The organism is Corallococcus sp. BB11-1, from assembly GCF_026626625.1.
GTDB lineage: Bacteria > Myxococcota > Myxococcia > Myxococcales > Myxococcaceae > Corallococcus > Corallococcus soli.
Genome location: NZ_JAPNJY010000040.1, coordinates 43302 through 67026, shown reverse-complemented (window position 1 = coordinate 67026; position 23725 = coordinate 43302). Strand labels below are relative to the sequence as shown.

Annotated in this window: 16 protein-coding genes and 1 pseudogene; 10 read left to right on the top strand and 7 right to left on the bottom strand. The window is 68.6% G+C overall.

Annotated elements, in window-relative coordinates; genetic code table 11:
* Positions 1 to 871: pseudogene (locus tag OV207_RS34950) on the bottom strand (DNA mismatch repair protein MutS); the annotation flags it as partial.
* A gap of 326 nt (positions 872 to 1197) precedes the next feature.
* Here OV207_RS34950 and OV207_RS34945 point away from each other — a divergent pair.
* The 6 genes from OV207_RS34945 (at position 1198) to OV207_RS34920 (ending at position 8037) form a co-directional block, all read left to right on the top strand.
* Entirely contained in the window at positions 1198 to 2880 is a 1683-nt protein-coding gene (locus OV207_RS34945; RefSeq protein WP_267559447.1) for an ABC1 kinase family protein, read from the top strand.
* A 185-nt stretch (positions 2881 to 3065) separates the two neighbouring features.
* Positions 3066 to 3521, top strand: coding sequence for a hypothetical protein (locus OV207_RS34940; protein WP_267559446.1), 456 nt, complete (start codon positions 3066 to 3068; stop codon positions 3519 to 3521).
* Entirely contained in the window at positions 3518 to 5017 is a 1500-nt protein-coding gene (locus OV207_RS34935) for a hypothetical protein (protein WP_267559445.1), read from the top strand. The genes OV207_RS34940 and OV207_RS34935 overlap by 4 nt, the downstream gene beginning before the upstream one ends.
* Positions 5018 to 5185: 168 nt before the next feature.
* Positions 5186 to 6400, top strand: coding sequence for a LamG domain-containing protein (locus OV207_RS34930; protein ID WP_267559443.1), 1215 nt, complete (start codon positions 5186 to 5188; stop codon positions 6398 to 6400).
* Between the two features lie 29 nt (positions 6401 to 6429).
* Entirely contained in the window at positions 6430 to 6903 is a 474-nt protein-coding gene (locus tag OV207_RS34925; protein ID WP_267559442.1) for a hypothetical protein, read from the top strand.
* A 309-nt stretch (positions 6904 to 7212) separates the two neighbouring features.
* Positions 7213 to 8037: a hypothetical protein gene (locus OV207_RS34920; protein WP_267559441.1), complete on the top strand. Its 825-nt coding sequence runs from the start codon at positions 7213 to 7215 to the stop codon at positions 8035 to 8037.
* 69 nt (positions 8038 to 8106) lie between these two features.
* Here the strand turns inward: OV207_RS34920 and OV207_RS34915 are convergent, their stop codons facing one another.
* The 5 genes from OV207_RS34915 to OV207_RS34895 all read right to left on the bottom strand — a co-directional run bounded on the left by OV207_RS34915 (position 8107) and on the right by OV207_RS34895 (position 16449).
* Positions 8107 to 9231 carry an ABC transporter permease gene (locus tag OV207_RS34915; protein WP_267559440.1) on the bottom strand — a complete coding sequence of 375 codons (1125 nt, stop codon included), beginning with the start codon at positions 9229 to 9231 and terminating at the stop codon, positions 8107 to 8109.
* A gap of 2 nt (positions 9232 to 9233) precedes the next feature.
* A complete protein-coding gene (gene rbbA / locus OV207_RS34910; RefSeq protein WP_267559438.1) occupies positions 9234 to 12047 on the bottom strand; it encodes a ribosome-associated ATPase/putative transporter RbbA in 2814 nt (937 codons plus the stop codon).
* 25 nt (positions 12048 to 12072) lie between these two features.
* Complete coding sequence (locus OV207_RS34905; protein WP_267559436.1) at positions 12073 to 13083, bottom strand: HlyD family secretion protein; 1011 nt, start codon at positions 13081 to 13083, stop codon at positions 12073 to 12075.
* Between the two features lie 10 nt (positions 13084 to 13093).
* Positions 13094 to 14701, bottom strand: coding sequence for an efflux transporter outer membrane subunit (locus OV207_RS34900; protein ID WP_267559435.1), 1608 nt, complete (start codon positions 14699 to 14701; stop codon positions 13094 to 13096).
* Between the two features lie 230 nt (positions 14702 to 14931).
* Complete coding sequence (locus OV207_RS34895) at positions 14932 to 16449, bottom strand: Cof-type HAD-IIB family hydrolase (RefSeq protein WP_267559434.1); 1518 nt, start codon at positions 16447 to 16449, stop codon at positions 14932 to 14934.
* 207 nt (positions 16450 to 16656) lie between these two features.
* Here OV207_RS34895 and OV207_RS34890 point away from each other — a divergent pair, with 207 nt between their 5' ends.
* The 4 genes from OV207_RS34890 to OV207_RS34875 all read left to right on the top strand — a co-directional run bounded on the left by OV207_RS34890 (position 16657) and on the right by OV207_RS34875 (position 22312).
* A complete protein-coding gene (locus OV207_RS34890) occupies positions 16657 to 17751 on the top strand; it encodes a class I fructose-bisphosphate aldolase (RefSeq protein WP_267559433.1) in 1095 nt (364 codons plus the stop codon).
* Between the two features lie 13 nt (positions 17752 to 17764).
* Positions 17765 to 20236, top strand: coding sequence for a phosphoketolase (locus tag OV207_RS34885; RefSeq protein WP_267559432.1), 2472 nt, complete (start codon positions 17765 to 17767; stop codon positions 20234 to 20236).
* A 13-nt stretch (positions 20237 to 20249) separates the two neighbouring features.
* Positions 20250 to 21482, top strand: a complete 1233-nt coding sequence (locus tag OV207_RS34880) for an acetate/propionate family kinase (protein WP_267559431.1) — start codon at positions 20250 to 20252, stop codon at positions 21480 to 21482.
* A 107-nt stretch (positions 21483 to 21589) separates the two neighbouring features.
* Positions 21590 to 22312, top strand: a complete 723-nt coding sequence (locus OV207_RS34875; RefSeq protein WP_267559430.1) for an outer membrane beta-barrel protein — start codon at positions 21590 to 21592, stop codon at positions 22310 to 22312.
* Between the two features lie 118 nt (positions 22313 to 22430).
* On the opposite strand, the gene OV207_RS34870 is transcribed toward OV207_RS34875, so the two are convergent.
* Positions 22431 to 23708 (bottom strand): hypothetical protein, encoded by a 1278-nt coding sequence (locus OV207_RS34870; protein WP_267559429.1) that lies wholly within the window; start codon positions 23706 to 23708, stop codon positions 22431 to 22433.
* Positions 23709 to 23725 lie beyond the last annotated feature (17 nt).

The window sequence follows — 23725 nt, the reverse complement described above, 5'->3', positions numbered from 1 at the left end:
GCGCGGCGGCCGTCTTCTGCGTGTCCTTCAGGTAGCGCAGCGCCGCGCCCGCCGCCCCGGTGGCCAGCGGCGCCCCGTCCAGCCCGAACGCGGACAGCGACTGCACGTTGAAGTGCGAGCGCAGGTAGGCCGCCGCCCGGGTGTGCTCGAAGCCCGCGCCCTCCCCTTCCGCCACCGCCGGCGCGCGCGACAGCCGCTGGCACACCTGCACCACCTCCGGCGCCTCGCGCTGGCCCGCTGGCACCAGCAGCTCGCGCGGGTCCACGCGCGACAGGCCCTCCACCAGCTCCGACAGGCTGGCCGCCTCGAAGGTGTAGAACTCGCCGGTGGACGCCTCCAGCAGCGCCGCGCCGAAGCCCGCCTCGCCCCAGCACACGGCCGCCAGGAAGTTGCTGGCCTGCGGCTCCAGCACCTCGTCGTCCAGCACCATGCCGGGGGTGATGACCCGCGTCACCTCCCGCTGCACGATGCCCGGCCCCGCGCCCGGCTCCGTCACCTGCTCGCAGATGGCCACCTTCAGGCCGTGCTCGATCAGCTTCGCGACGTACCGGCGCGCCGAGTGGTACGGGAACCCGCACATCGGGACCTTGTCCGCGCCCTTGGACCGCGCCGTCAGCGTGATCTGGAGCAGCTCCGAGGCCTTCACCGCGTCCTCGAAGAACATCTCGTAGAAGTCGCCCATCCGGAAGAACAGCACCGTGTCCGGATGCAGCGCCTTCACCTCCAGGTACTGGCGCATCATCGGCGTCAGGGAGGCGATCTCCCGCGCCCCCGCGGGCGCTTCGTTCGCCCCGACGTCCGGGGTCGCTTCATCCTCGGAGAGCACCGGCTCCGCCGCCTTGCCTGTCTTCATCTGCTGTGTCACCGCCATCCCCGACCTTCTCCCACGACCCTACGCCCGGATCAACGAACCGGAAGCCCTACCTGCCGCGTCTGCCTACCACCCCTGTCCGACATTTCGGCAGGCCCCGACCGGGAACCGGTTTTCAGCCCTGCCCTCCCCCGACAGGCTGCCCGCCGACATGGCGGCCCGCCCGTCCCGGGGCGTCCGTGTTCCGGGGCGGACTGGCGTTCAGTGGACAGCCGGAGCTCCCGTCGGAGGCCAGGCATCCTCACCGGCTCACGGCGCTCCGCCGGGGTGGGGTACGTGCTATTGCGCTACGTGGCCCGGCCCGCGCCCACGCTCCCCTCCACACCATGAACCTCCAGGACCTCAACCGCATCCGGCAGATCACCGTCATCGCCGCCCGCCATGGCTTCGGCGAGGTGGCGGACCGCTCGGGCGTGTGGCGCATGCTCGGCCGCAAGGAGAAGGTGGAGGTCTCCCCGGAGGCCCAGCGCGAGTCCACCGCGCACCGCTTCCGCCTCTTCCTGTCGGAGCTGGGCCCCACGTTCGTCAAGCTGGGCCAGGTGCTCTCCACCCGCGCGGACCTGCTGCCCGCGGAGTTCGTGGAGGAGCTGGCCACGCTCCAGGACCACGTGGAGGCCATCCCCCTGGACGCCATCCACGCGCAGATCCGCGACGCGCTGGGCAAGGAGGTGCATGAGCTGTTCGCGCACGTGGACCCGGAGCCGCTCGCCGCCGCGTCCATCGCCCAGGTGCACCGCGCGGTGACGCTGGACGGGGAAGAGGTCGTCATCAAGGTGCAGCGGCCGGGCATCGCCGAGCGCATCGACGCGGACCTGGGCGTGCTGCGCTCGCTGGCGCGCCTGCTGGAGGCCGTGGTGGAGGAGACGGGCATCTACACGCCCTCCGGCATCGTGGACGAGTTCGACCGGGCCATCCACGAGGAGCTGGACTTCGTCAACGAGGCCAGCAACATCCGCGCGTTCCTGGAGACGCACCAGGACCGGCCCTACCTCAAGATTCCCCGCGTCCACGCGTCGCTCTCCAGCCGCACGGTGCTCACGCTGGAGTTCCTCCGGGGGGAGAAGATCAACCCCGCGGCGCTGTCGGAGGCGGAGCGCAAGCAGCTGGCGCAGAACATCCTGGAGGCGAGCTTCCGCCAGCTCTTCGACGACGGCCTCTTCCACGGCGACCCGCACCCGGGAAACCTGCTCCTGATGGAGGGCAACCGGCTGGCGCTGCTGGACTTCGGCGTGGTGGGCCGGCTCACGCGCCCCATGCAGGAGACGCTGGTGATGCTCTGCCTCGCGGTGGCGCTCAAGGACAGCGACTCCGTGGCGCGCATCCTCTACCGCGTGGGCGTACCCGACGCGAGAGCCAACCTGATGGGCTTCCGCAACGACATCGAGTCCATCCTGGGCCAGCACCTGCCCACCACGCTGGGCCAGGTGGACGCGCGCACGCTGCTGCGCGACCTGTTGGACCTCGCCGTGAAGTACCGCATCCGCATCCCCAAGGAGTACGCGCTCCTGTCGCGCGCCTCCATCTCCACCGAAGGCATGCTGCGCAGCCTCTACCCGGAGATGAACATCCTGGAGGTCGCGCTGCCGTACGCGAAGGAGCTGATGGCCGGGCGGTACGATCCCGGCCAGCTCCAGGGCGGCCTCATGCGCACGCTGCTGCGCTTCCAGTCCATGGCGCAGGACCTGCCCACGCAGCTGTCGCAGATCCTCATGGACCTGGAGACGGGCAAGTTCAGCGTCACGGTGCGCGCCGAACAGTTCGACAAGCTCAACGAGAACCTGCGCAGCGTGGCCGTCATCGCCTTCCTGGGGCTGTGCGCGTGCGGCTTCATCGTGGGGGCCTTCATCGCCTTCGCGCCCCGGCCGCCCATGTACGGCAACACGCCGGTGCTGGGCATCGTGGGCATCGCCCTGGCGGCGGCGCTCTTCGGCGCGGTGCTCACCTGGTACCTGTTCGGCGGCCGCTTCGGGAAGCTGAGCGTCACCCGCTTCCTGAAGAAGCGCCGCTAGCCGGCGGAGGCCCTCCAGCGGTCCCCGTGGTGAGGTGGGTATGACACCGGCCCACCCTCCACGGCAGGCAGGCCGGGGAGCGCGTGTCACGGGAGCGAGAACGGATCCGTTGAGGGGTGCACAGTCACGCGGGGCCCGGTTAGGCTGCGTGGCGTGTCGTCCCCCCTCTTGCCCACGTGATCGTCTTGTTCGCGAACCCCTCCGCCGCCCGTCGTCCGTACCGCGCCCCGCTGGCCACGCTGTTCGCGGCCGCGCTCCTCGCCACCTCCGCCGGCTGTGCTGGCGGGCTCGATGATCCCGATCGATTCACCGAAACGCCCTCCGCCTCCTGCGCGCCCGGCACCACCGGCCCGAGCATCCTCCAGGCGCAGTGCTTCGGGTGCCACTCCACCAACAGCAAGGAGATTGGCGCGGGCCTGGATCTCCAGGCCGCCGGGCTCCCGGGACGCCTGTACACCACGACCTCGTCCTCGGCGTGCGGCTCCGTGCCGGTGGCGGACAGCGCCAATCCGGCCAACTCCCTCTTCCTGAAGAAGCTGACGGCGTCTCCCGGCTGCGGGACGCAGATGCCGCCGGGCGGCTCGCTCAGCGCGGCGGACACCGCCTGCCTCACCGACTGGCTGACCAAGGGTAAGCCGTGAAGACGCGCAACCGTTTCGCATCCGTCACCGCCCTGCTGGGCGCCGCCCTGCTGCTGGCCCCCGCCGCCCACGCCGCGCCGAAGAAGTCGGCGAGGACGACGCAGGCCGCGAAGAAGAAGGCCGCGAAGCAGGCCGACGTGCGCCGCGTCGCGGTGCTCGCCTCCGGTCCGCACGCGGAGGCCGCGCGCGACGCGCTGGAGGCGGAGCTGGCCCGCCGTCCGGCCCGCTACGAAGTCGTGCCCGAGTCCGCGGTGCGCAGCGCCGCCTCGCGCCTGGGCCAGGATCCCACCACGCCCGCCGGCGCCTCCGCCGTGGCGGCGGAGCTGGGCCTGAGCGCGGTGCTGGTCGCGGACACGTCCACGAAGGGCAAGAAGCCGCAGATGCGCCTCACCGTGCGCAACGGCAGGGACGGCAAGGCCCTGGCCTCCCCCGCCGCAGCCCGCCCGGCGACGGTGAAGCTGGTGCCCGTGGCCGTGAAGCGGCAGTGGACGGCCCTGGAGAAGGGCCTCCAGAAGAGCCGCGCCCCGGACCCCGCGCCGCCCGCGCCGGTGGAGCCGGAGCCCCCGCTGAAGCCCGCGACACCCGTCGCGGAGGCGCCGACGGAGAAGCCGGCCACCCCGCCCGCGAAGCCGCCCGTCACCGAGGACAAGGCGCCCGTGCGCAAGCCGGTGGCCGTCACGCCGAAGCCCCGGGAGAAGGAGAAGGACCCGGAGGACTCCCAGGTCCACGCCGGGGTCGAGCGCCGCCCGCCGCTCGTGGAGGGCGGAATCGGCCTGCGGCTCTTCGGCAGGTCGCTGCGCTACAAGGACGACGTGTTCGGGGTGCTGCGGCCCTACACGCTGGGCCTGGACGTGGGCGGCTTCGCGCTGCCGGGCGCGCCGCAGGTGAGCGGCGACCTCACGGTCTATCCGCTCGCGCGCTTCAAGCAGGGCGCGCTGGCGCGGCTGGGCCTCACCGGCGCCATCGACCAGTCGTTCGGCCTGAAGTCCACCGGCAGCTCGGGGGCCGTGTCCTATCCCACCGTCGCGCGCGAGTGGCAGGCGGGCCTGCGCTACGTGATGCCCTTCGGGCAGGCGGAGCGCTACGGCTTCGAGGTCACCGGCACCTACGGGATGAACACCTTCCGCGTGGATCCGGTGAACGACGAGCGTCCGTTGGACCTGCCCAACGTGGAGTACCAGACCGCGGGCCTGACGCTGGGCCTTCGCGCGGAGCTGTCGCAGAAGCTCGATTTCAACTTCCGCCTGGGCTACCTGCACCCGCTGAGCGCGGGCGAGCTGAACTCCGACACCTGGTTCCCCAACGCCACCATGGGCGCCGTCACCGGCAGCGCCACCGTGGCGTACCGGCTCAACAGCGTCCTGGACGTGCGGCTCAAGGCGGACCTGCGCCGCTACTTCTTCAAGTTCAACCCGGAAGTGGGCGACCCGTACATCGCCGGTGGCGCCGTGGACCAGTACCCCGGCCTGACGCTCCAGCTGGGCTTCAAGTACTAGCCGGCGCGCTCCGGACGGCCCGCCGGTCCGTGCCCCGCACGGACCGGCCGAGGAGCCTGGTGCGCTGACGACGTCGGGTCGGGATGTACCCGATCTTCTTCTTGGTCAGGGATGTCAGGGGTTGCCGCTATACCCCTGGACGTTCTTCCCCCGACCCAAGGAGGCGACGTGAAGGGTTTCAAGTGGTGCCTGGCGACAACGGTGCTGGCAGTGGTGGCTCCCATCCAGGGGAGCGAAGCCCTTCCCCACCGCATCACCACCGGACTGGTGGGTGAGTGGAAGAGCACGGTCACCTCTGCCTCGCTGCCGGAGGTGGCGCCGGATTCGAGCGGGCTCGCGTATTCCACCAGCCATGATCAGACGGGAACGGTCATCGGGGGGCTGGCCCAGGCGGATGGTTGGACGGGCCTGGGCATGAACCTGGCGGGTGACAAATACATCCAGGTGCCCTACTCGCCCTACCTGAGCTTCGGCACGGGGGACTTCACGCTGACGGCGTGGGTCCGGATGATGGACACCACCCGGACCGTGAAGACGATCATCGACAACCGGGGCTCCGACGGCCGGGGCTACACGTTCTCCGTCGTCAATGGCAACAAGCTGGACCTGCTGCTCTCGGACTCGGCGGGCTCCACCCACCACCAGTCCAATCCCAGCCTGGCCCCGCAGTTGGTGGCCAATCGCTGGCACCACGTCGCGGTCAGCGTCCGGCGCACCACGTGGCCGGCGATCGCCACCTTCTTCGTGGATGGAATCCCCGTGGGCACCGCCTCGCCACGCCTGGGCTCCATCGTGAACACCGACCTGCCCTTCCTCATTGGCGGGAACAACGATGGCTCCAGCTACCGGTTCAGCGACCGCATCGACGAGGTGATTGTCTTCAACACCGGCCTGTCGGACGCGGACCTGCCCTACGTCACCAAGCCGGGGAAGCCGGCCTTCGCCCCCTCCTACTGGAACGATCCCAGCCGGCAGTCCCTGAACAATTGCTACAACTACGCCACCACCAAGGCCACCAACACCTACGCCCAGCCGGGCAGGCATTCGGGGGCCGTGGCCTCGACCATGGACTGCGCCTCCGTGGTGCAGGCCGCCATCAACGACGGGCTGGAGCTGCTGCCGGGCTATCCGGATGCGTCTGGATACAAGTCCGCCGTCGCGCTGGTCGTGGCGCCGGGCTACGACTACCACTGGTATCGCCGGGGCACGGACAACCTGTGGACCCACAAGCCCGGAGGGACGGCCGCGACGAACCTCGACAGCCTGGGCCTGACCATCTCCGATCCCGCCACCGCGAACCGGGGCGTCTACACCCAGTTCTGCGGCTACTTCCGGGTCTGGTCGGACAGCATCAATGGCTCCGGTCACGAGAACATCAACTAGTCCCCGTCCCCCTTCCAGGAGCTGAATCCATGTCTCGTCATTCCTTTCATGCGGTCTTCCTGTGCGGTGCGCTGGGTCTGGGCCTCGCGGGTGTTCCCACGGCCTCCGCGGCCGACGTCCAGGCCGAGCAATCCCAGCCGGCCCTGCGCGTGACGTACCTGCTGTATTCGGGCCGTCCCAACCCGGTCGTGCTGGTGACGGACCCCGAGCAGGTTCGCGCCATCGAGGAGCAGTTGGACCGGGCCCTCGCCAGTGGTGAGCGCGTCACGAAGGCCGAGTCCCATGCCGTCCTGGGCTACACGGGCATCCAGATTGAACGGCTGGGTGCCACGGCCCGGAACAGCGCGCCCCTCGTCCTCCGAGGCGACCTGCTGCGCACCTCGCCCTCCCAGGCCACGGTGTCCCGTGACGTGGCGGGAATCGAAGACCTCCTGCTCCAGTGGGGGCGGGAGCTGAAGGTGCTCGGCGACGTCGAGCTGTCGGTCATCCGCCAGACGCGCTGAGCGCGCCGCGTGCCCGGACCTCCGCCCCAGCGGGCGTCCGGGCCCTGCCTCCGTTGGGCTGCTCCCCTCAAGCCCTGCGCTCGCCTCCTCGTCACCTATGTTTTCGGCTTCGGGCGGATGCGGGATGTGACGCGGATGACCGCCAGCCCGCACTCGGGCCGTTCCTCCGTTCAGTTCTTCCACTGCCCCCCGGGTCCCACCTTCTCTCGCTTCCGACTTCCCGAGAGCACCCGGTGCGGCGGTCGCCCGTGCACGGCCACGCAGTGGTGAGCACGCGTCCAGAAGACAAACATGTTGGGGGGGGGCGAAATGAAAAAGACGAAACGGGCACTTGGGTTCCTGTCGCTGCTCGCAAGCGCTGGCTGCGCCGACACCTATTACGATCCGTACTACTACGACACCGCCTACTACGATCCGTACTACGGGGCGTACGACGCGGCGTGGAGCTACGCCTGGGTCGATCCAGTCTATGGCTATTGGTATTACAGCCTCCCGGTGCGGTCTCGAAGCATCGACAGAGGGCAGCTTCAGGCCCCTGTCGACGTGAACGCGGCGGCAGCCCAGCTCGCGGCGAACGCCTCATCCACCTTCACGCCCGCCGGGTGCGCCACCGCCACCTCGTCGGGCGCGACGGTGAACTACGCCCTCGACAACTGCACGGCGCCCATCGGGCTCGACCAGCTCTCCGGCAACGTCCAGTTGGTGCTCTCGGACAACCAGGGGCAGCTCGCCATCGCGGCCACCTCCACCGACCTCTCCATCAACGGAGCGCCGTACAACCTCTCCATGCAGATCGTCGGCTCCCCTCCCGAAGCGGGTCAGCGCAAGGTGACCATCACCTCCACCAGCTTCTCACCGGAACGCTTCGACACGCGCTCGTCGGAGAGCACGGTCACGTGGGCGGAGGGCAGCGGGTGCTTCACCTTGAACGGTCGGTCAGGGTCCACGCGGGACAACTTCAGCGCGACCACGACCATCTCGGGCTACCAGCGCTGCGACAACCAGTGCCCCTCGGCCGGAACGGTGACGGCGGTGACGACCGAAGGGACGTTCTCCACCTCGTTCGACGGCTCCAACACCATCAACGTCTCCACGCCGAGCGATGAAACCAGGACGTATACGATTGACTGCTGAGCGCTGAGCGCGACCGGGGCGGGCGGGGCCGTTCGGCTCCAGCCCGCTCCGGCGCATGCTGGAGCCTTCCTACTTGCTCACCGCGATGGACTTCCGGAAGAGCGCCAGGCTGTAGACGAAGAACCCCACGCCCACCGCGCTCACCATCAGGAACTGACGCCAGACGGCCTCCAGCCCACCGCCGCGGTAGATGATGACCTGCGAGAAGCTGACGAAGTGCCGGGCAGGCAGCAGGTACGTGACATACTGCAACCACTTCGGCTGGCTCTCGACGGGCGTGCTCCCGCCCGAAAGCAGCATCAGCACGAGGACCACGAGGATGATGAGCAGCGCGAACTGCGCCATCGACCGTGAAATCGTCCCCAGGAAGATGCCGAGCGCCGTGGCGAAGAACAGGTAGAGCACGACGCCGACGAACCACAGCACCACGGAACCGGCGAACGGCACCTTCAGCACCATGTGCACGACCAGGAGGAGCGAAGCCCCGGTCGCGACGAGGATCACCAGGCCGTTGGCCCAGACCTTCGCCATCGCGATCTCGAACGAGGTCAGCGGCATCACCAGCAGGTGCTCCAGCGTTCCGTGTTCGCGCTCGCGGATGACCGCGGCGCCCGTCAGCACGACGGTCAGCAGGGTTATCTGGTTGATGATGGCCACCACGCTCTTGAACCAGGACGAGACCCCGTTGGGGTTGAAGAGCTTGCGAACGACCAGGTTGACGGGCTTCGGGCCCGTCTCCTCCGTGCGCCTGAGAAAGGAGGAGACCCGGTCGTTGACGATGTTCTTGATATAGCCGGAGCCGATGCCCGCCTGCTGCATGGCGGTCGCGTCGATGTTCACCTGGATGTCCGGGTTGCGCCCCGCGCGGAGGTCATGCTCGAAGCGGGGCGGAATCACGACGACGAACATGAACCGGCCCCTGTCCATGTTCGCCTGCACCTCATCCGGGGAGATGAGCTCCGGCAGCTTGAAACGGGGCGGATAGAAGGCGTTGAGCAACTCCTTGGACAACGCGGAACCGTCCTCGTCGGCGAAGGCAATCGATGCGTTGTTCACCTCGCTCGAAGTCCCCGTGGCCTGGACATAGATGGCCAGGGTGAACGCATAGACGACGAACACGACCAGCACCGCGTCGCTCAGCAGGCTGCGAAGCTCCTTGAGCCCGAGCCACAGAATATTCAGCAGCGAGTTCACCGCTATTTCTCCTGCTTTCTCAATCCAATGACACTGATGGCCAGGAGGACGGGGACGCACGCGGCCAGGAAGGCGACATCCCGCATGAGGAGGCCTGCCCCCAATCCCTTGGTGAAGGCGCCCAGGCTGGCGTGCATGTAATAGGAGGCCGGCCAGATGGAACCGACGAGACCGGCCCCGCCCTGCAGCGTGGAGACGGGCTGCAACAGGCCGGAGAACTGGATGGTCGGCACGATGGTCAGGATGGCCGTGACGAAGACGGCCGCGACCTGGCTGCCCGTGAAGGTCGACGTCACCATCCCGATGCCGGTCGTCGCCGCGACGTAGAACAGCGTGCAGAGCATCAACGTCAGGAAGCTGCCCTTGATGGGAACACCGAAGACGACCAGCGCCAGGGCCGTCAGGATGAAGAAGTTGGCCATGCCGATGACGACGTAGGGCAACTGCTTTCCCAGCAGGTACTCCAGCCTGCCCGTGGGCGTGACATAGAAGTTGATGATCGACCCCAGCTCCTTCTCACGCACGATGCTGACCGTCATGAGAATCGCCGGGATCAGGAGCAGCAGCAGCGCCGGGACGCTCGGCACGATGGAATAGACGCTCTCGAACGTCGGGTTGTACAAGAAGCGCTCTTCGATGTTGGCCGTGTATTTCTGCGCGCCGGCCCACTGGAAGCCGCTCGCGGGATCCCGCAGCATCCGGTTGTGGACCCCCTGGACATATTGTTCGACGGTGTCGCCACGGAAGGTCATGGCGCCGTCCACCTGCGCCAGCACCTCCGGCCCGGAGCCCCGGCGGAAATCCAGGCCGAAACGCGGCGGAATCTCCAGCACCATCGAGACATCGTCCGACTGGAGCCGGCGCAGCGCCTCGTCCGCGGATTGGGCTGGCGGCGTCGACGCGAAATAGGGTTTCGCCGCGCCGAACTGTTCAAGATACGCGCGACTCTCGGGTGACTGGTCCATGTCCAGCGCGGCATAGCGGATGTTTTCGACGTCGGTCGTGATTCCAAAGCCGAAGACGAGCATCAGCAGCGCCGAGCCGACGAAGGCAAACGCCAGCCGGACCCTGTCGCGGAGGATCTGGATGGTCTCATTGTGGGCGTATGCGAGCATCCGGCCAAGACGCAGCCGGAGGCCGGCCCGGTCCGCTCGTCGCACGGCCTGGGGCTTCGGGGGTGGCGGGGCTTCGGGCGCGCGGGCGGGGGTCGCGTCCCTGGGCGGCGTGTCCTTGCTTTCGGCGCGTGCCTTTTCGGCGATGGCATCTTCCATGTAGCCGATGAAGGCGGTCTCCAGGCTGTCTGCCTTCCGTGCCTCGATGAGCTTCTGGGGGGAGTCCGCCGCCAGCACCCTTCCCGCGTTCATGAGGGAGATGCGGTCGCAGCGCATCCCCTCGTTCATGAAGTGCGTCGTCACGAAGATGGTGACGCCCTGCTTGCGCGACAGATCGATCAGCAGCTCCCAGAAGCTGTCCCGGGCGACCGGATCGACCCCCGACGTGGGCTCGTCCAGGATGAGGATCTGCGGCCCGTGCAGCACGGCGACGGCCAGCGAGAGACGCTGGCGCAGGCCCATGGGCAGGTCCCCGGCCAACGCGTCCAGGTGCGCGCGCAGTCCGAACCGCTCGACCAGCTCATTGATGCGCGCCTTCGCCTTGTCTGGCGGCAGATGGTACAGCCGCGCGTGCAGGACCAGGTTCTGCTGGACGCTCAGCTCGCCGTAGAGCGAGAACGCCTGCGTCATGTAGCCCAGGTTCTTGCGCACCTCCATGCTCCCGGCATCCACGGAGCTGCCGAAGAGCTTCGCCGTCCCCTCCGTGGGGGGAAGCAGGCCCGTCAGCATCTTCATGGTCGTGGACTTGCCGCAGCCGTTGGAGCCCAGGAAGCCGAAGATCTCACCGCGCTCAATGGACAAGGTGACGTGGTCCACGGCGGTGAAGGTGCCGAAGCGGCACGTCAGCCCGTCAGCCTCGATGGCCAGCTCCGCCTTGCCCGGCGGACGGGGCGGGATGGTGACCTCCTTGTGCCCCCTGCGCTTCTCCTCGGGCAGCAGCGCGATGAAGCAATGCTCCAGGTCCCCGGTCCCCGTGCGCTCCATCAGCTCCGCGGGCGTCCCTGTCGCCAGCACGCGCCCCGCGTCCATGGCGACGATCCAGTCCCACTGCTGCGCTTCGTCCATGTAGGCCGTGGAGATGATGACGCTCATGCCGGGGCGCCCGGCGCGAATCTCGTCGATGAGGCTCCAGAACTGCCGCCGGGAGAGCGGGTCCACGCCGGTGGTGGGCTCGTCGAGGATGAGCAGGTCCGGGTCGTGCACCAGCGCGCCGCACAGCCCCACCTTCTGCTTCATTCCGCCGGAGAGCTTGCCGGCGGGGCGCTCCGCGAACTTCCCCAGTCCCGTGGCTTCGAGCAGCTCCGGGACGCGCACCTTGCGCTCCTCGGGCGACAGCCCGAAGAGCCGGGCCATGAAGTCGACGTTGTCGTAGACGCTGAGCTCCAGATAGAGGTTCTTGCCCAGCCCCTGAGGCATGTACGCGATCCGCGGCCCCACCGCGCGCCGGTGCCGGGCGTCGGCGATGTCCCCGTCCAGGACCGTCACCCTTCCCTGCTGCATCTTCTTGGAGCCGGCGACCAGGGCCATCAGCGTCGACTTGCCGACGCCGTCCGGCCCCACGATGCCCACCATGATGCCGGTGGGAACGTCGAGCGAGATGCCGTCGAGCGCGACCACCTTGCCGTAGCGGTGGGTCACGTCCTGGATGGAGACCACGAGCCTGGAGGAGCCGCCCGGCGATTCTGGAGACGCGGATGAGACCATGGCTGAGCCCTCCCGGGTCACCGGGCTAATGGGATTCGGATTCAGCCGTGATGACATTCTGCAATTTGGTAGGCCAGGTGGCGGCAGGGTCCACCTTCACGTAGCCGACGCCGCGAATGCCTGTCTTGATGCGCTCGACGTAGCGGCTGGCCAGCTCCCTGGGAACCTGGAGCTTCAGCCGGAACACCAGCTTCTCCCGCTCGCTCTTGGTCTCCACCTGCTTGGGCGTGAACTGCGCTTCCGGGGACACGAAGGAGACATACCCGGGGATGGAACGGTCGGGCTCGAAGTCGGCGGTGAGGCGCGCTTCGGAGCCAAGCTTCACCCGGGCGGCCTCGCTCGCCGGGAGGAAGATCTCCATGTAGACGTCTTCCAGGTTCACCAGCGTCAGCGCCGGTCCGCCGGGCGCGAGCACCTCGCCGGGTTCGGCGAGGCGATAGAGGACGCGTCCCGTCACGGGCGACTTGAGCGTCGCGTCGGCGATGCGCGTCTGGACCGTCGCCGCATTGGCTCGCGCGACCTCGATCTCCTCCCTGGAGGTCTTCAGCGTGGCTTCCGCTTCCGCCAGGGCGGCCCGGGTGGTCTCCACCTGGCTCGTTCGAACGTCCAGATCGCGCTGCGAACCGGCCCCCTGCGCCACCAGCCTTCGGGCGCGCTCGGCTTCAATGGTGGCAAGCTCTATCTCACTCTTCTTTTTGACGATCCCCGCCTGGGCCACCGCCAGCTTCTCCTCCGTGGCCGCGAGGTTCGCGTTGGCCTCCGCCAGGCTGGACTCCAGCGTGGTGGTGTCCAACCGCACCAGCACCTGACCCGGCCTGACGAGGTCGCCCTCGTTGACAAGGATTTGCTTCACCCGCAGGGGCTCCTTGGCGGCGACATCGGCCAGCTTCGCCTCGATGCGGCCGTTGCCTGAGACGATTCCCTCCGGCAGCGCGGACTTCTTCCCCTTCCAATACTTGAAGCCAATGAACACGACGATCGCGATGGCGATCAGTCCAATGGCCCACTTGATCTTCCCCTTCGGGTACTTGGGCATGGCGGACTCTCTATTGCTCTTCCGGCTGCGAGCTGTGCTTGACTTCCTGCGTCCGCGGCTTCGACAACATGTCGCCCCAGTCGGTCCGCTTCTCCATCTCGCCTTGCATGGGTTCCGGCACGACGGGCTGATCCCGGCGGACCTCCCAGCCCCCGCCCAGCGCCTTGTAGAGGGCGACCAGGTTCGTGGCGATGGAGGAGTTCGTCTGGACCAGGTTGTTCTGCTGCTGCAAGAGCGAGCGTTGCGCGTCCAGCACGCGCTGGTAGTCCACGGCGCCTTCCCGGTACTGCACCACGGCGAGCTCCACCGACCGCTGCGCGGCCTTCACGGCGGCTTGCTGGAACGCCATGGCCTTCTGGGCATTGACGTAGCCCGTCAGGGCGTCCGCCACCTCCTGGGCCGCCTTGAGCACCGTGTTGCGGTAGTTGACGAGCAATTGCTGGAACCGCGCGTCTTCGACCCGCACGCCATTCTTCAGGCGGCCGTAGTTCAGGAAGGGAAAGACGATCCGGGGGCCAATGGAATACACCAGACTTCCCAGGGAGAAGAGGTTGCCGGAGGACGTGCCGCTGGTGCTCGCCTCCAGCCCGATCGTCCCGAAGAGGGAGAAGCTCGGATAGAGGTCCGCCTCGGCGATGCCGATCCGGGCACACTGCGCGGCGGCGAACAGCTCGGCGCTGCGGACATCCGGCCGCCGCCGCAGGATCTCCGCCGGCATGCCGACGGCCACCGTCGCGGGCGCCAGCGGAATCTGCTTGGGGCCCGCCAGCAGGGCCTCCACGGCGCCCGTGGGCTGGCCCAGGAGCGTGCTCAGCGCGTTTCGGGCCTGCTCCAGCCCGCCCTCCAACTGGGGGATGGTGGCCCGGGTGCTCTCCAGCAGGGTCGCGGCCTGCGCCACATCAAGCTCCGAGGTGACACCGTTGGTGAAGCGCGACTCCGCGATCCGGAAGCCCTCCTCCTGAATCCTGACGTTCTCCCGGCCCTGGTCGATGAGCACCTCGTACGTCCGGACCAGGACATAGGTTCGCGCCACCTCCGCGGTGAGCGCGACGAGCGAGGATTGGTAGTCCGCCACCGACGCGAGCAGGGCGGCGGCCCCCGACTCCACGCCCCGCCGGTACTTGCCCCAGAAATCCACCTCCCACAGCGCGTCGAAGCCCAACTGGTATTCCAGGTAGTGGCGATCAAGGGAGCCAAGATTGGTCAGATCCACCAGGTTGGCTGCGGCTGAGTTCTCACTGCGTCCCACCGCGGCGGCGCTGCCGGTGGCCACCTGGATCTGCGGATACTGCTGGCCGGTGAGGACACCCAACTGGGCGCGCGCCTCCACGATCCTCAGACCCGCGACCTGCAGCGGCAGGTTCTGCCGATAGGCGACCTCGACGAGGCGATCGAGCGCCGGATCGCCAAACGACTTCCACCATTGGGTGTCGACCGCTGCCTGCGTCGAAAGGCGTGGGTCGCCCTGGGTGCGCCACTCCTTGGCCACCTCGGCCTGAGGCTTCGTGAAGTTGGGACCTACCGTGCATCCGGAGAGCGCCGTCAGGACGCCGAGCAGCGGCCACGCGCCGACGAAGGGTGCACGCCCCGGGTTCATCCCCTGCCTGGTGCTGTCCATCCCCAGCATTCAAGACACCTCGATTGGTGGGGATGATCCGCACTTCGCGCAGCGCACGGAAGTACGAGCTGTCCGAATACCCCCCGGGGCTGACTGCGATGTCCGCTCCCCCAGCCCTGACACCGACCCGAGGGCGAGGCGCATGTTGCCCGCCGCACAGGGTTGGCGTTTCGAATGTCTGACGCGTCCTCAAAGGCACGCATCGCACGCGTCGTAGGGCCGCACGCCCGTCAATGCAGGGTGCCGTCCTGTTCGAGGAGATCGGCGGGATCCGTCACCACGAGGTCAGCGCCATGGCGGCGCAGCTCGGCGGGCCGACCCAGCCGGTCGACGCCAATGACATAGGCGAAGTGGGCCGCCCGTGCGGCCGCGACGCCGGCAGGCGTGTCCTCGAAGACGACCGCTTCCTCGGACCCGACACCGAGGTCACGGGCGGCCGCGAGAAAGACTTCGGGGGGCTGCGTGGCGCCGAGCCGCGCGTCGAAGAGGTCCAGGATGCCGGCGGACTGGAGCAGTTCGGCGCAGTGTCTGCTCGCGGAGACGACCGCGGTCTGAAGTCCCGCGGCGCGCGCCGCCTGGACGTAGCGGACCGTTCCCTCATACGTCTCCACCTGCTCCTGCCGGAGCAGTTCGACCAGGAACTCCGCCTTGCGGTCGTTCAGCGCGTGAACCGTGCTCTCCGGCAGCGCGATGCCGCGGGCGTCCAGAAACGCGTGGAGTCCTTCCAGGGGCGGCTTGCCGTCGAAGTAGCGGCAGGTGTCGCGCACCAGGTCGAAGGGGATGAAGGGCTGCCCCGAGGCTCGCGCGCGCCGCCGCAGGTAGTAGTCGCACACCTGCTTCCAGGCCCTGGCGTGGAGGCTGGAGGTCTGGGCGAGGACGCCATCAAGACCGAAGAGGCAGGCGCGTGTGCGGGGCGGAAGGCCCAGCTTCGTCCGGGCGAAGGGTGGCTGGCCCAGGATGAAGGCGTCGACCGCGTAGGCGAACCCGTCCTCGTCGTTGGTGCGCGTGACGTGGCGTGCGAAGCGTTGGACCTCCGCGCTGGCGTTGCCCATGGCGAGGCCAAGGCCGGCGGTGGTCAGCATGGGCAGATCGTTGGCCATGTCCCCGATGGCCGCGATCTGCTCGATGGGAAGCGCGAGGAGGCGCGCGGCCTCACGCACGACCATTCCCTTGTTCGCTTCGGGATGCGTGACGTCGACATAGTAGGGCGTCGAACGTGCCGCCGACGCCTCGGTGCCCAGTCGCTGGGAGAGCTCGGCCTCGCAGCGCGCGACCCGCTCGGTGTCCTCGCTCACCCCGACGAGCTTGATGGGGGCGTCGAGCACGTCGTGCAGGTCCGCGATGACGACCGGGTCGAACCCGACGTTGCTCCTCTCTCTGGCCACGCGAAAGGCCTCGGGGTCGCGGAGGAACCAATCCGCCCCCTGGTATACCCAGACATCCAGGCCCGCCTGGAGCATGAAATCGACGGCCTGCCTGGCGATGACGGGAGGAAGGGTCCGCTGCTCCAGCACCGTCGTGAGATCGGATTTGACATACACGCCGCCGTTGAAGGCAGCCACGGGGTCGGTGAGATCCAGCGCGGCCACCAGCCCTGCCATCCCGCGCGGCGGTCGCCCGCTCGTGACGGTGAACTGGATGCCGCTGGCGCGCAGCCGGGCGACAGCTTCGCGGGTTCGCGCGGTGACGGCCTTGTCCCGTGTCACCAGCGTCCCGTCGATGTCCGCGATGAGCAACTTGATGGTCATGGCTGCCTCCAGCACCCGCCCGCTTGCCGCGGCAGCCGCACGCCGGGCGTTGTCGGTGACGGCTGGGTCCAGGGTTCAAGATGGCATCGCGACGGGGCGGCACCATCCTGCCTGGCGCTCCAAGGCAATCCCATGGCCGAGCGCCGCCCCGCCAGTTGTCGGCGCAACGGGGCGCCCTCAGGTTCTTGCGATGGATGGGAGGAACACATGCCGACGATGCCAGGGCTCGACCAGATCGCGCGAGCCATCGTTGCTGATGGGAAGGGCATCCTGGCGGCGGACGAGACAGTCTCCACGATCACGAAGCGCCTGACCGCGCGCGCGATCGAGTCGACCTCGGACAGCCGCCGCGCCTACCGCGAGATGCTCTTCAGTACGCCCGACATCGCCGCGTTCATCGGCGGTGTCATCCTGCAGGACGAGACGATCCGGCAGGACAGCTCGACAGGCATCCCGCTGCTGGAGCTGCTGGTGGGTCGCGGCATCATCCCCGGCATCAAGGTCGACACGGGCGTCCACCCCCTGGCCGGCGCGCCGGGCGAGTTCGTCGCCGAAGGGCTCGACGGGCTCCGCGCGCGGCTCGAGGAGTACCACGAGCTCGGTGCGCGCTTCGCCAAGTGGCGCGCGGTCTTCATCATCCGCGACGGGCTGCCGACCGCGAAGTGCGTCCACGCGAATGCGCACGCGCTCGCGCGCTACGCCGCCCTCTGCCAGGAGCAGGGCCTGGTGCCCATCGTGGAGCCCGAGGTCCTGATGGAGGGAGCGCACGCGCTCGAGCAGTGTGAGGACGTGACGGGGCGCGTGCTGCAAGCGGTCTTCAACGAACTCTTCGACGCGCAGGTGTCCCTGGAAGGGATGTTGCTCAAGCCGAACATGGTCACCGCGGGTCTCCGTTGCGCGAGGCAGGCGTCGGTGGACGAGGTGGCGGAGGCGACGCTGCGCGCCCTGACGCGCCATGTGCCGCCCGCGGTCCCCGGGGTCGTCTTCCTGTCCGGCGGACAAGACGCGGTCCTGGCCACCGAGCACCTCAACGCCATCAATGCGCTGGGCGGCCCGAAGCCCTGGAAGCTGAGCTTCTCCTACGGACGCGCGCTGCAGGACGAGGCGATGGAGATCTGGCGGGGCCAGCGTGGGCAAGTGCCCGCCGCCCAGCGGATGTTCCACCACCGCGCCGGGTGCGACAGCGCGGCGGCCCTGGGCCGCTACAGCGGCGACATGGAAGGCGAAGCGGGCTTCGCCGGGGCGGCCGAGCCTCCCTCCATCCACAACGAACCCGACTCAACACTCCACACCCAACACTGATGGGAGACACGTCATGGCACACCCGATAGGGACGGGATCATCCGAGGAGTCTGGGCCGTCATGGTCCGCCAGGGAGCAAGGCGAGGGGCCCTCCACGCCGGCCAGGGAGCGGACCCAGGGGGGAGGACCGCTCACCGCCAGGGAAGTGGAGTTGATGGACGCGTACTGGCGCGCATGCAACTACCTCGCGGTGGGGATGATCTACCTCCAGGACAACCCGCTGCTGCACAGGCCCCTGGTGCCCACGGACGTGAAGCATCGGCTGCTCGGCCACTGGGGCGCGAGCCCGGCGCTCTCGTTCGTCTGGGTCCACCTGAACCGGCTCATCGTTGAACAAAACCTCGACGTCGTCTTCGTGGCCGGGCCGGGCCACGGCGCCCCGGGCGTGCTCGGGCCGGCGTATCTCGAGGGCACCTATTCGGAGGTCTATCCGGACAAGAGCCCGGATGAGGAGGGGATGCGGAAGTTCTTCAAGCAGTTCTCCTTCCCCGGTCACATCGGCAGCCACGTCACCCCGGAGACGCCGGGCTCCATCCATGAAGGCGGCGAGCTCGGCTACAGCCTCTCCCACGCGTATGGCATGGCCTTCGACAATCCCGACCTCATCGTCGCCTGCGTCGTGGGTGACGGCGAAGCAGAGACCGGGCCGCTCGCGACGGCCTGGCACTCGAACAAGTTCCTCAACCCCGCGCGGGACGGCGCCGTGCTGCCCATCCTGAACCTCAACGGGTACAAGATCGCCAACCCGACCATCCTCGCCCGCATCAGCCCGGAGGAGCTGGAGGCCCTGTTCGTCGGCTACGGCTACAAGCCCTACTTCGTCGAGGGCAGCGACCCGGCCCAGATGCACCAGAAGATGGCGGAGACCCTGGAGCGCGCCGTCGAGGAGATCCGCGCCCTGCAGAAGACGGCACGGCAGACGGACACCCCGACGCGTCCGCGCTGGCCCATGATCGTCCTGCGCTCGCCCAAGGGCTGGACCGGTCCGAAGGAGCTGGATGGGCACAAGCTGGAGGGCACCTGGCGCTCACACCAGGTCCCCTTCGGCGACGTGCGGGGCAACCCGGCGCACCTGAAGGCGCTCGAGGATTGGATGCGCAGCTACCGGCCCGAGGAGCTGTTCGATGCGCAGGGAAGACTGAATCCGGAGGTCAGGTCGCTTGCACCCAAGGGGCCCCGGCGGATGAGCGCGAACCCACACGCCAACGGCGGCCTGCTTCGCAAGACGCTCAGGCTGCCCGACTTCCGCGACTATGCGGTCAAGGTCGGCACGCGCGGCACCACGCTGCATGAGAACACGAAGCCCCTGGGCGAGTTCCTGCGCGACATCATGCGCGACAACCCGACGAACTTCCGCGTCTTCGGCCCGGACGAGACCGCCTCGAACCGGCTCCAGGCCATCTACCAGGTGAGCAAGAAGGCCTGGATGGCGAACCTGTTGCCAGAGGACCTCGACGGGGGCGAGCTCGCGCGGGACGGCCGCGTCATGGAGATGCTGTCGGAGCACACGCTGCTCGGCTGGCTCGAAGGGTATCTGCTCACCGGGCGCCACGGCCTCTTCCACACGTATGAGGCGTTTGCCCACGTCATCGACTCCATGTTCAACCAGCACGCCAAGTGGTTGGACATCAGCAAGAACCACGTGAGCTGGCGGGCACCCGTCGCCTCGGAGAACATCCTGCTCTCCTCGACGGTGTGGCGTCAGGACCACAACGGGTTCTCACATCAGGACCCGGGGTTCATCGACCTGGTGACCAACAAGTCCGGCTCGGTCACGCGCATCTACCTGCCTCCGGACGCCAACACGCTGCTGGTGGTGGCGGACCAGTGCCTGCGCAGCACCGACTGCGTCAACGTCATCGTCGCGGACAAGCAGAAGCACCTGCAGTTCACCAGCATCGACGAGGCCGTCTCCCACTGCGCCAAGGGGTTCGGCATCTGGAAGCGGGCCAGCACGGACCAGGACGCGGATCCGGATGTCATCATGGCCAGTTGCGGCGACGTCGCGACGCAGGAGGCCCTGGCCGCCGCCTCCATCCTGCGCGCGCGTGCACCGAACCTGAAGCTGCGCTTCGTCAACATCGTCGACCTGTTCAAGCTCCAGTCGTCGGCGGACCATCCGCATGGGTCCACCCAACGGGAGATCCAAAGCCTGTTCCCGCCGGGCAAGCCGATCATCTTCAGCTTCCACGGCTACGCCTCGCTCATCCACAAGCTCGCCTATCGCTTCATCGACCACGAAGACCTGCACGTGCATGGCTACCGGGAGAAGGGCAACATCAACACGCCCTTCGAACTGGCGATCCTGAACGAGACGTCCCGCTTCCACCTGGTCATCGACGTCATCGATCGCGTGACGGGGATGCAAGCAAAGGCAGGACACCTGAAGGAGGAGATGCGCAACGCCATCCTCGACAACCTGGCCTACGCGCACGAGCACGGCAAGGATCGTCCTGAAATCGCCGACTGGACCTGGCCGGACTGAGAGGGGCTCACGCATGGCGCGGCGGACGTTCAAGACGGGTGGCGTGCCGGACGCGCTGCTCGTGCTCAACGCCGGCTCTTCGAGCCTGAAGTTCTCCGTCTTCCTGGATGAGGAGCCCCTCCGCCTCCTCCTGCGGGGGGAGTTCGAGGAGCTGTCGACCCGTCCGCGGTTCGTCGCGCACGCGGACGGTGCCATCATCAGCCAGAAGGATTGGGCCCCCGGAACGCAGCTCGGGTACACGGGCGCCGCCGACTTCCTGTTCGCCTGGGGGCGGGAGGGCGTCCTCGGCGGGCACCGGATCGCGGCCACCGGCCACCGGGTGGTCCATGGCGGCATGCGCTTCTCCGGGCCCGCCCTCGTCGACGCGGCGACCCTGGCGGAGCTGGAAGCGCTCATTCCGCTGGCGCCGTTGCACCAGCCCCACTGCGTGGAGGCGATTCGCGCCGTCACGCGGACGGCGCCAGCGGTGCCGCAGGTCGCATGCTTCGACACCGCGTTCCACCGCACCCAGCCCCCCGTGGCCCAGGCCTTCGCCCTGCCCCGCCGCTATGCCGACGAGGGCGTCCGCCGCTACGGCTTCCATGGCCTCTCCTACGAATACATCGCCTCCACGCTGCCGCGCACGGCGCCCGGGGCCGCCGAAGGACGCACGGTGGTGGCGCACCTGGGGAACGGCGCGAGCATGTGCGCCCTGCTCCGGGGTCGAAGCGTGGCGACGACCATGGGCCTCACCGCCCTGGATGGGCTCATGATGGGCACCCGCTGCGGCGCCCTGGATCCCGGGGTCCTGCTCTACCTGATGGACCGGCACGGCATGGACGCGCGCGCGCTGGAGCGGCTCCTCTACCAGCAATCCGGCCTGCTGGGCGTCTCCGGCGAATCCAGCGACATGCGCGAGCTGCTCGGCGCCTCCAGCGCCGCCGCCGCCGAGGCGCTGGAGTTGTTCGTCTATCGCATTCATCGCGAGCTGGGCTCGCTCGCGGCGGCGCTGCACGGCCTGGACGCCGTGGTGTTCACGGGCGGCATTGGCGAGCACTCCGCGCCCATTCGCGAGCGGGTCTGTCGCGACGCGAGCTGGCTCGGGTTGGAGCTTGATGAGGAGGCCAACGCTCGCGGAGGCCCCTGCATCACCCGGTCCGGCAGCCGCGTCTCCGCCTGGGTGATTCCCACGGACGAAGAGGCGATGATCGCCCTCCACACCCGGCGCGTGCTGAGCACGACAGGTCTCGCACCCGTGCCGCAGTGAGAGCGTGTGCCCCCCTGCCCGGCCCCCCCTGAAGGAGCGGTGTGCGGACAGGCGGCCCATCCCCACGCTCCCCGCACCACGCGGTCCGGTGCCCGAAGGCGGTCGTCATGCGGTTGAACACGTTGCTTCCCCTTGCCCTGCTGGCTTTCAACGTCCCTGGGGGCGCGCGTGCCCAGACGGTGTCTGGCACGGACGCGGACCCGGTGGCCTTCCCGATGCAGGGAATGGAGGTTCCCGAGCGGCACTTCATGTTCAACGTGGGCGGCGGCCTCTCCTTCCCCATCTCCGACGCGGGGGACCGCTTCGAGACGGGCGGCGGCTTCCAACTGGGCGCCGGCTACCAGTTCCATCGGAGCTTCGGCGTCATGGCGGAGTACTTCTACAGCGGCTATGACATCCGGTCCGACGTGCTCACCGGGACTGGCATCGACGGCAACCACTACATGCAGTACGGCAGCCTCAACGCCGTCTGGAATGTGATTCCCCGCAGCACTTTCGGCTTCTACGTCATCGCCGGGCCGGGCCTGTACTACCGCCAGGTGGAGCTGCTCCAGTTGTCGGGCGTCGCGACCGTCCCGTACTGCGACCCGTGGCTGTACTATTGCGCCACGGACGTGGTGCCGGTGGCGGAGCTTGTCGGCTCGCGCAGCAGCACGGACTTCGGTCTCGGTGGCGGCGTCGGCGTCACCCTGAAGAGCAGCGGGGAGCTCCGCTTCTACGTGGAGGGGCGCTACCACTACATCTTCGGCCAGAGCTTCGATGTGCCCGGCGGCGACTCGCGCAAGGCCGACGGCCAGTACATCCCGGTCAACTTCGGCATCCGCTATTGAGCCTGGGCTTTCGCGTCGGAGCGTGGCGCGAAGGAGGACGGGCCCGGACTCCCGCTTGGAGCGGAAGTCCGGGCCCTGCGTCCATGGGGCCGTTGTCCGGCCCGGGCCGCGTTGCTCGTCAGGCCAGGGGCTGGGACGCGGGGCCGTTCTTCAGCTCCTTGCGCACCGCCTCGCTGACGCGGTCGCGGACGACGTCCGCCATGCGCTCACGGAGCTCCTCGCCCACGCGATCGCGGACGGCGGCCACGATGCTCTCGGTGTCGACCTGGCCGGGCCCCTGCGTCTGGAAGCCGCCCATGGCCTGCTCACCGAACCCGCCGCGCATCGTGGGGCCCATCGAGACCATCGACTCGCGGATGGCGTCAGCCATCCGCTCCTTCAGCGCCTCGTGCAGGTGCTCGCGGAGGTTCATGGACAGCCGCTCGTGGAGGGTGTCGACCAGGCGCCCGCGGAGCACCTCGGCCAGGCGCTCCGGGTCGATCTGGCCGACGCCCTGCCGCTGGACGCCCGCGAAGCCCATGGTGCGCTCGCTCATCCGGGTGCGCAGCTCATCGCCCAGCCGCTCGCGCAGCGTGTCGCGCATGCGCTCGCGCAGGCCGCTCTGGACGCGCTCGCGGATGCCGTCCGCGATGCGCTCGCGGACGATGTCGGCGATGCGCTCCGGGTCGATCTGGCCGTAGCCCTGCATCCGGCGCTCGGACAGCGCGGAGCGCAGCGTCTCCACCAGGCGCTCCTTCAACGCCTCACGGACGCGCTCGCGCACGGCGGCGTGGATCCGCTCGGACAGGGTGTCGGCGAGCCGGGTGCGGATGGCGTCGGCGATGCGCTCGGAGTCCATCGGCCCGAAGCCCTCCATGCCCATCCGCCGCTCCATCATCGCGGTGCGCAGCGCATCCCCCAGACGCTCGCGAAGGGCGTCGCGGACGCGCTCGCGCACGACGTAGCCGAGCCTGTCGCGCAGGGCGTCCTCGAGGCTGTTGCGCACGCGCTCGGCGATGCGGGGCGTGTCGATCTGGCCGCCCTGCTGGAGGTTCATCATGTTCTCGGCCAGGGCGCCGCGCAGCGCTTCGCCCAACCGCTCCCGGAGCACCTCGCGCACGCGCTCGTGCACGCCGCTGGTGACGCGCTCGCGGATGCCGTCGGTGAGGCGGTTGTGGACGGCGTCGGCGATCTGCTCCGCGTCGAACGGCTGCCCGCCACCCTCCCCCTGCTGCATGTTCATCGCGCGCTCGCTCAACACGCCGCGGACCGCTTCGCCGACGCGCTCACGAATCTCCATGCCAATCCGCTCCTCCAACCCGGAGACGACGCGCTCGTGCACCGCGTCGGCGATGCGGGCCTTGATGGCTTCACCAAACATCTGCTGCCCCTGCATGGGAAACTGTTCCTTGATCATTGAGCTGCCTCCTGGCG

Excerpts from the sequence above, each read along its gene's own strand:
- OV207_RS34895 (WP_267559434.1), bottom strand. The coding sequence starts at position 16,449 with ATGACCATCAAGTTGCTCATCGCGGACATCGACGGGACGCTGGTGACA.
- OV207_RS34900 (WP_267559435.1), bottom strand. The coding sequence starts at position 14,701 with ATGGACAGCACCAGGCAGGGGATGAACCCGGGGCGTGCACCCTTCGTC.
- OV207_RS34925 (WP_267559442.1), top strand. The coding sequence starts at position 6,430 with ATGTCTCGTCATTCCTTTCATGCGGTCTTCCTGTGCGGTGCGCTGGGT.
- OV207_RS34885 (WP_267559432.1), top strand. The coding sequence starts at position 17,765 with ATGGCACACCCGATAGGGACGGGATCATCCGAGGAGTCTGGGCCGTCA.
- rbbA (WP_267559438.1), bottom strand. The coding sequence starts at position 12,047 with ATGGTCTCATCCGCGTCTCCAGAATCGCCGGGCGGCTCCTCCAGGCTC.
- OV207_RS34920 (WP_267559441.1), top strand. The coding sequence starts at position 7,213 with ATGAAAAAGACGAAACGGGCACTTGGGTTCCTGTCGCTGCTCGCAAGC.
- OV207_RS34945 (WP_267559447.1), top strand. The coding sequence starts at position 1,198 with ATGAACCTCCAGGACCTCAACCGCATCCGGCAGATCACCGTCATCGCC.
- OV207_RS34905 (WP_267559436.1), bottom strand. The coding sequence starts at position 13,083 with ATGCCCAAGTACCCGAAGGGGAAGATCAAGTGGGCCATTGGACTGATC.
- OV207_RS34890 (WP_267559433.1), top strand. The coding sequence starts at position 16,657 with ATGCCGACGATGCCAGGGCTCGACCAGATCGCGCGAGCCATCGTTGCT.
- OV207_RS34880 (WP_267559431.1), top strand. The coding sequence starts at position 20,250 with ATGGCGCGGCGGACGTTCAAGACGGGTGGCGTGCCGGACGCGCTGCTC.
- OV207_RS34875 (WP_267559430.1), top strand. The coding sequence starts at position 21,590 with ATGCGGTTGAACACGTTGCTTCCCCTTGCCCTGCTGGCTTTCAACGTC.
- OV207_RS34870 (WP_267559429.1), bottom strand. The coding sequence starts at position 23,708 with ATGATCAAGGAACAGTTTCCCATGCAGGGGCAGCAGATGTTTGGTGAA.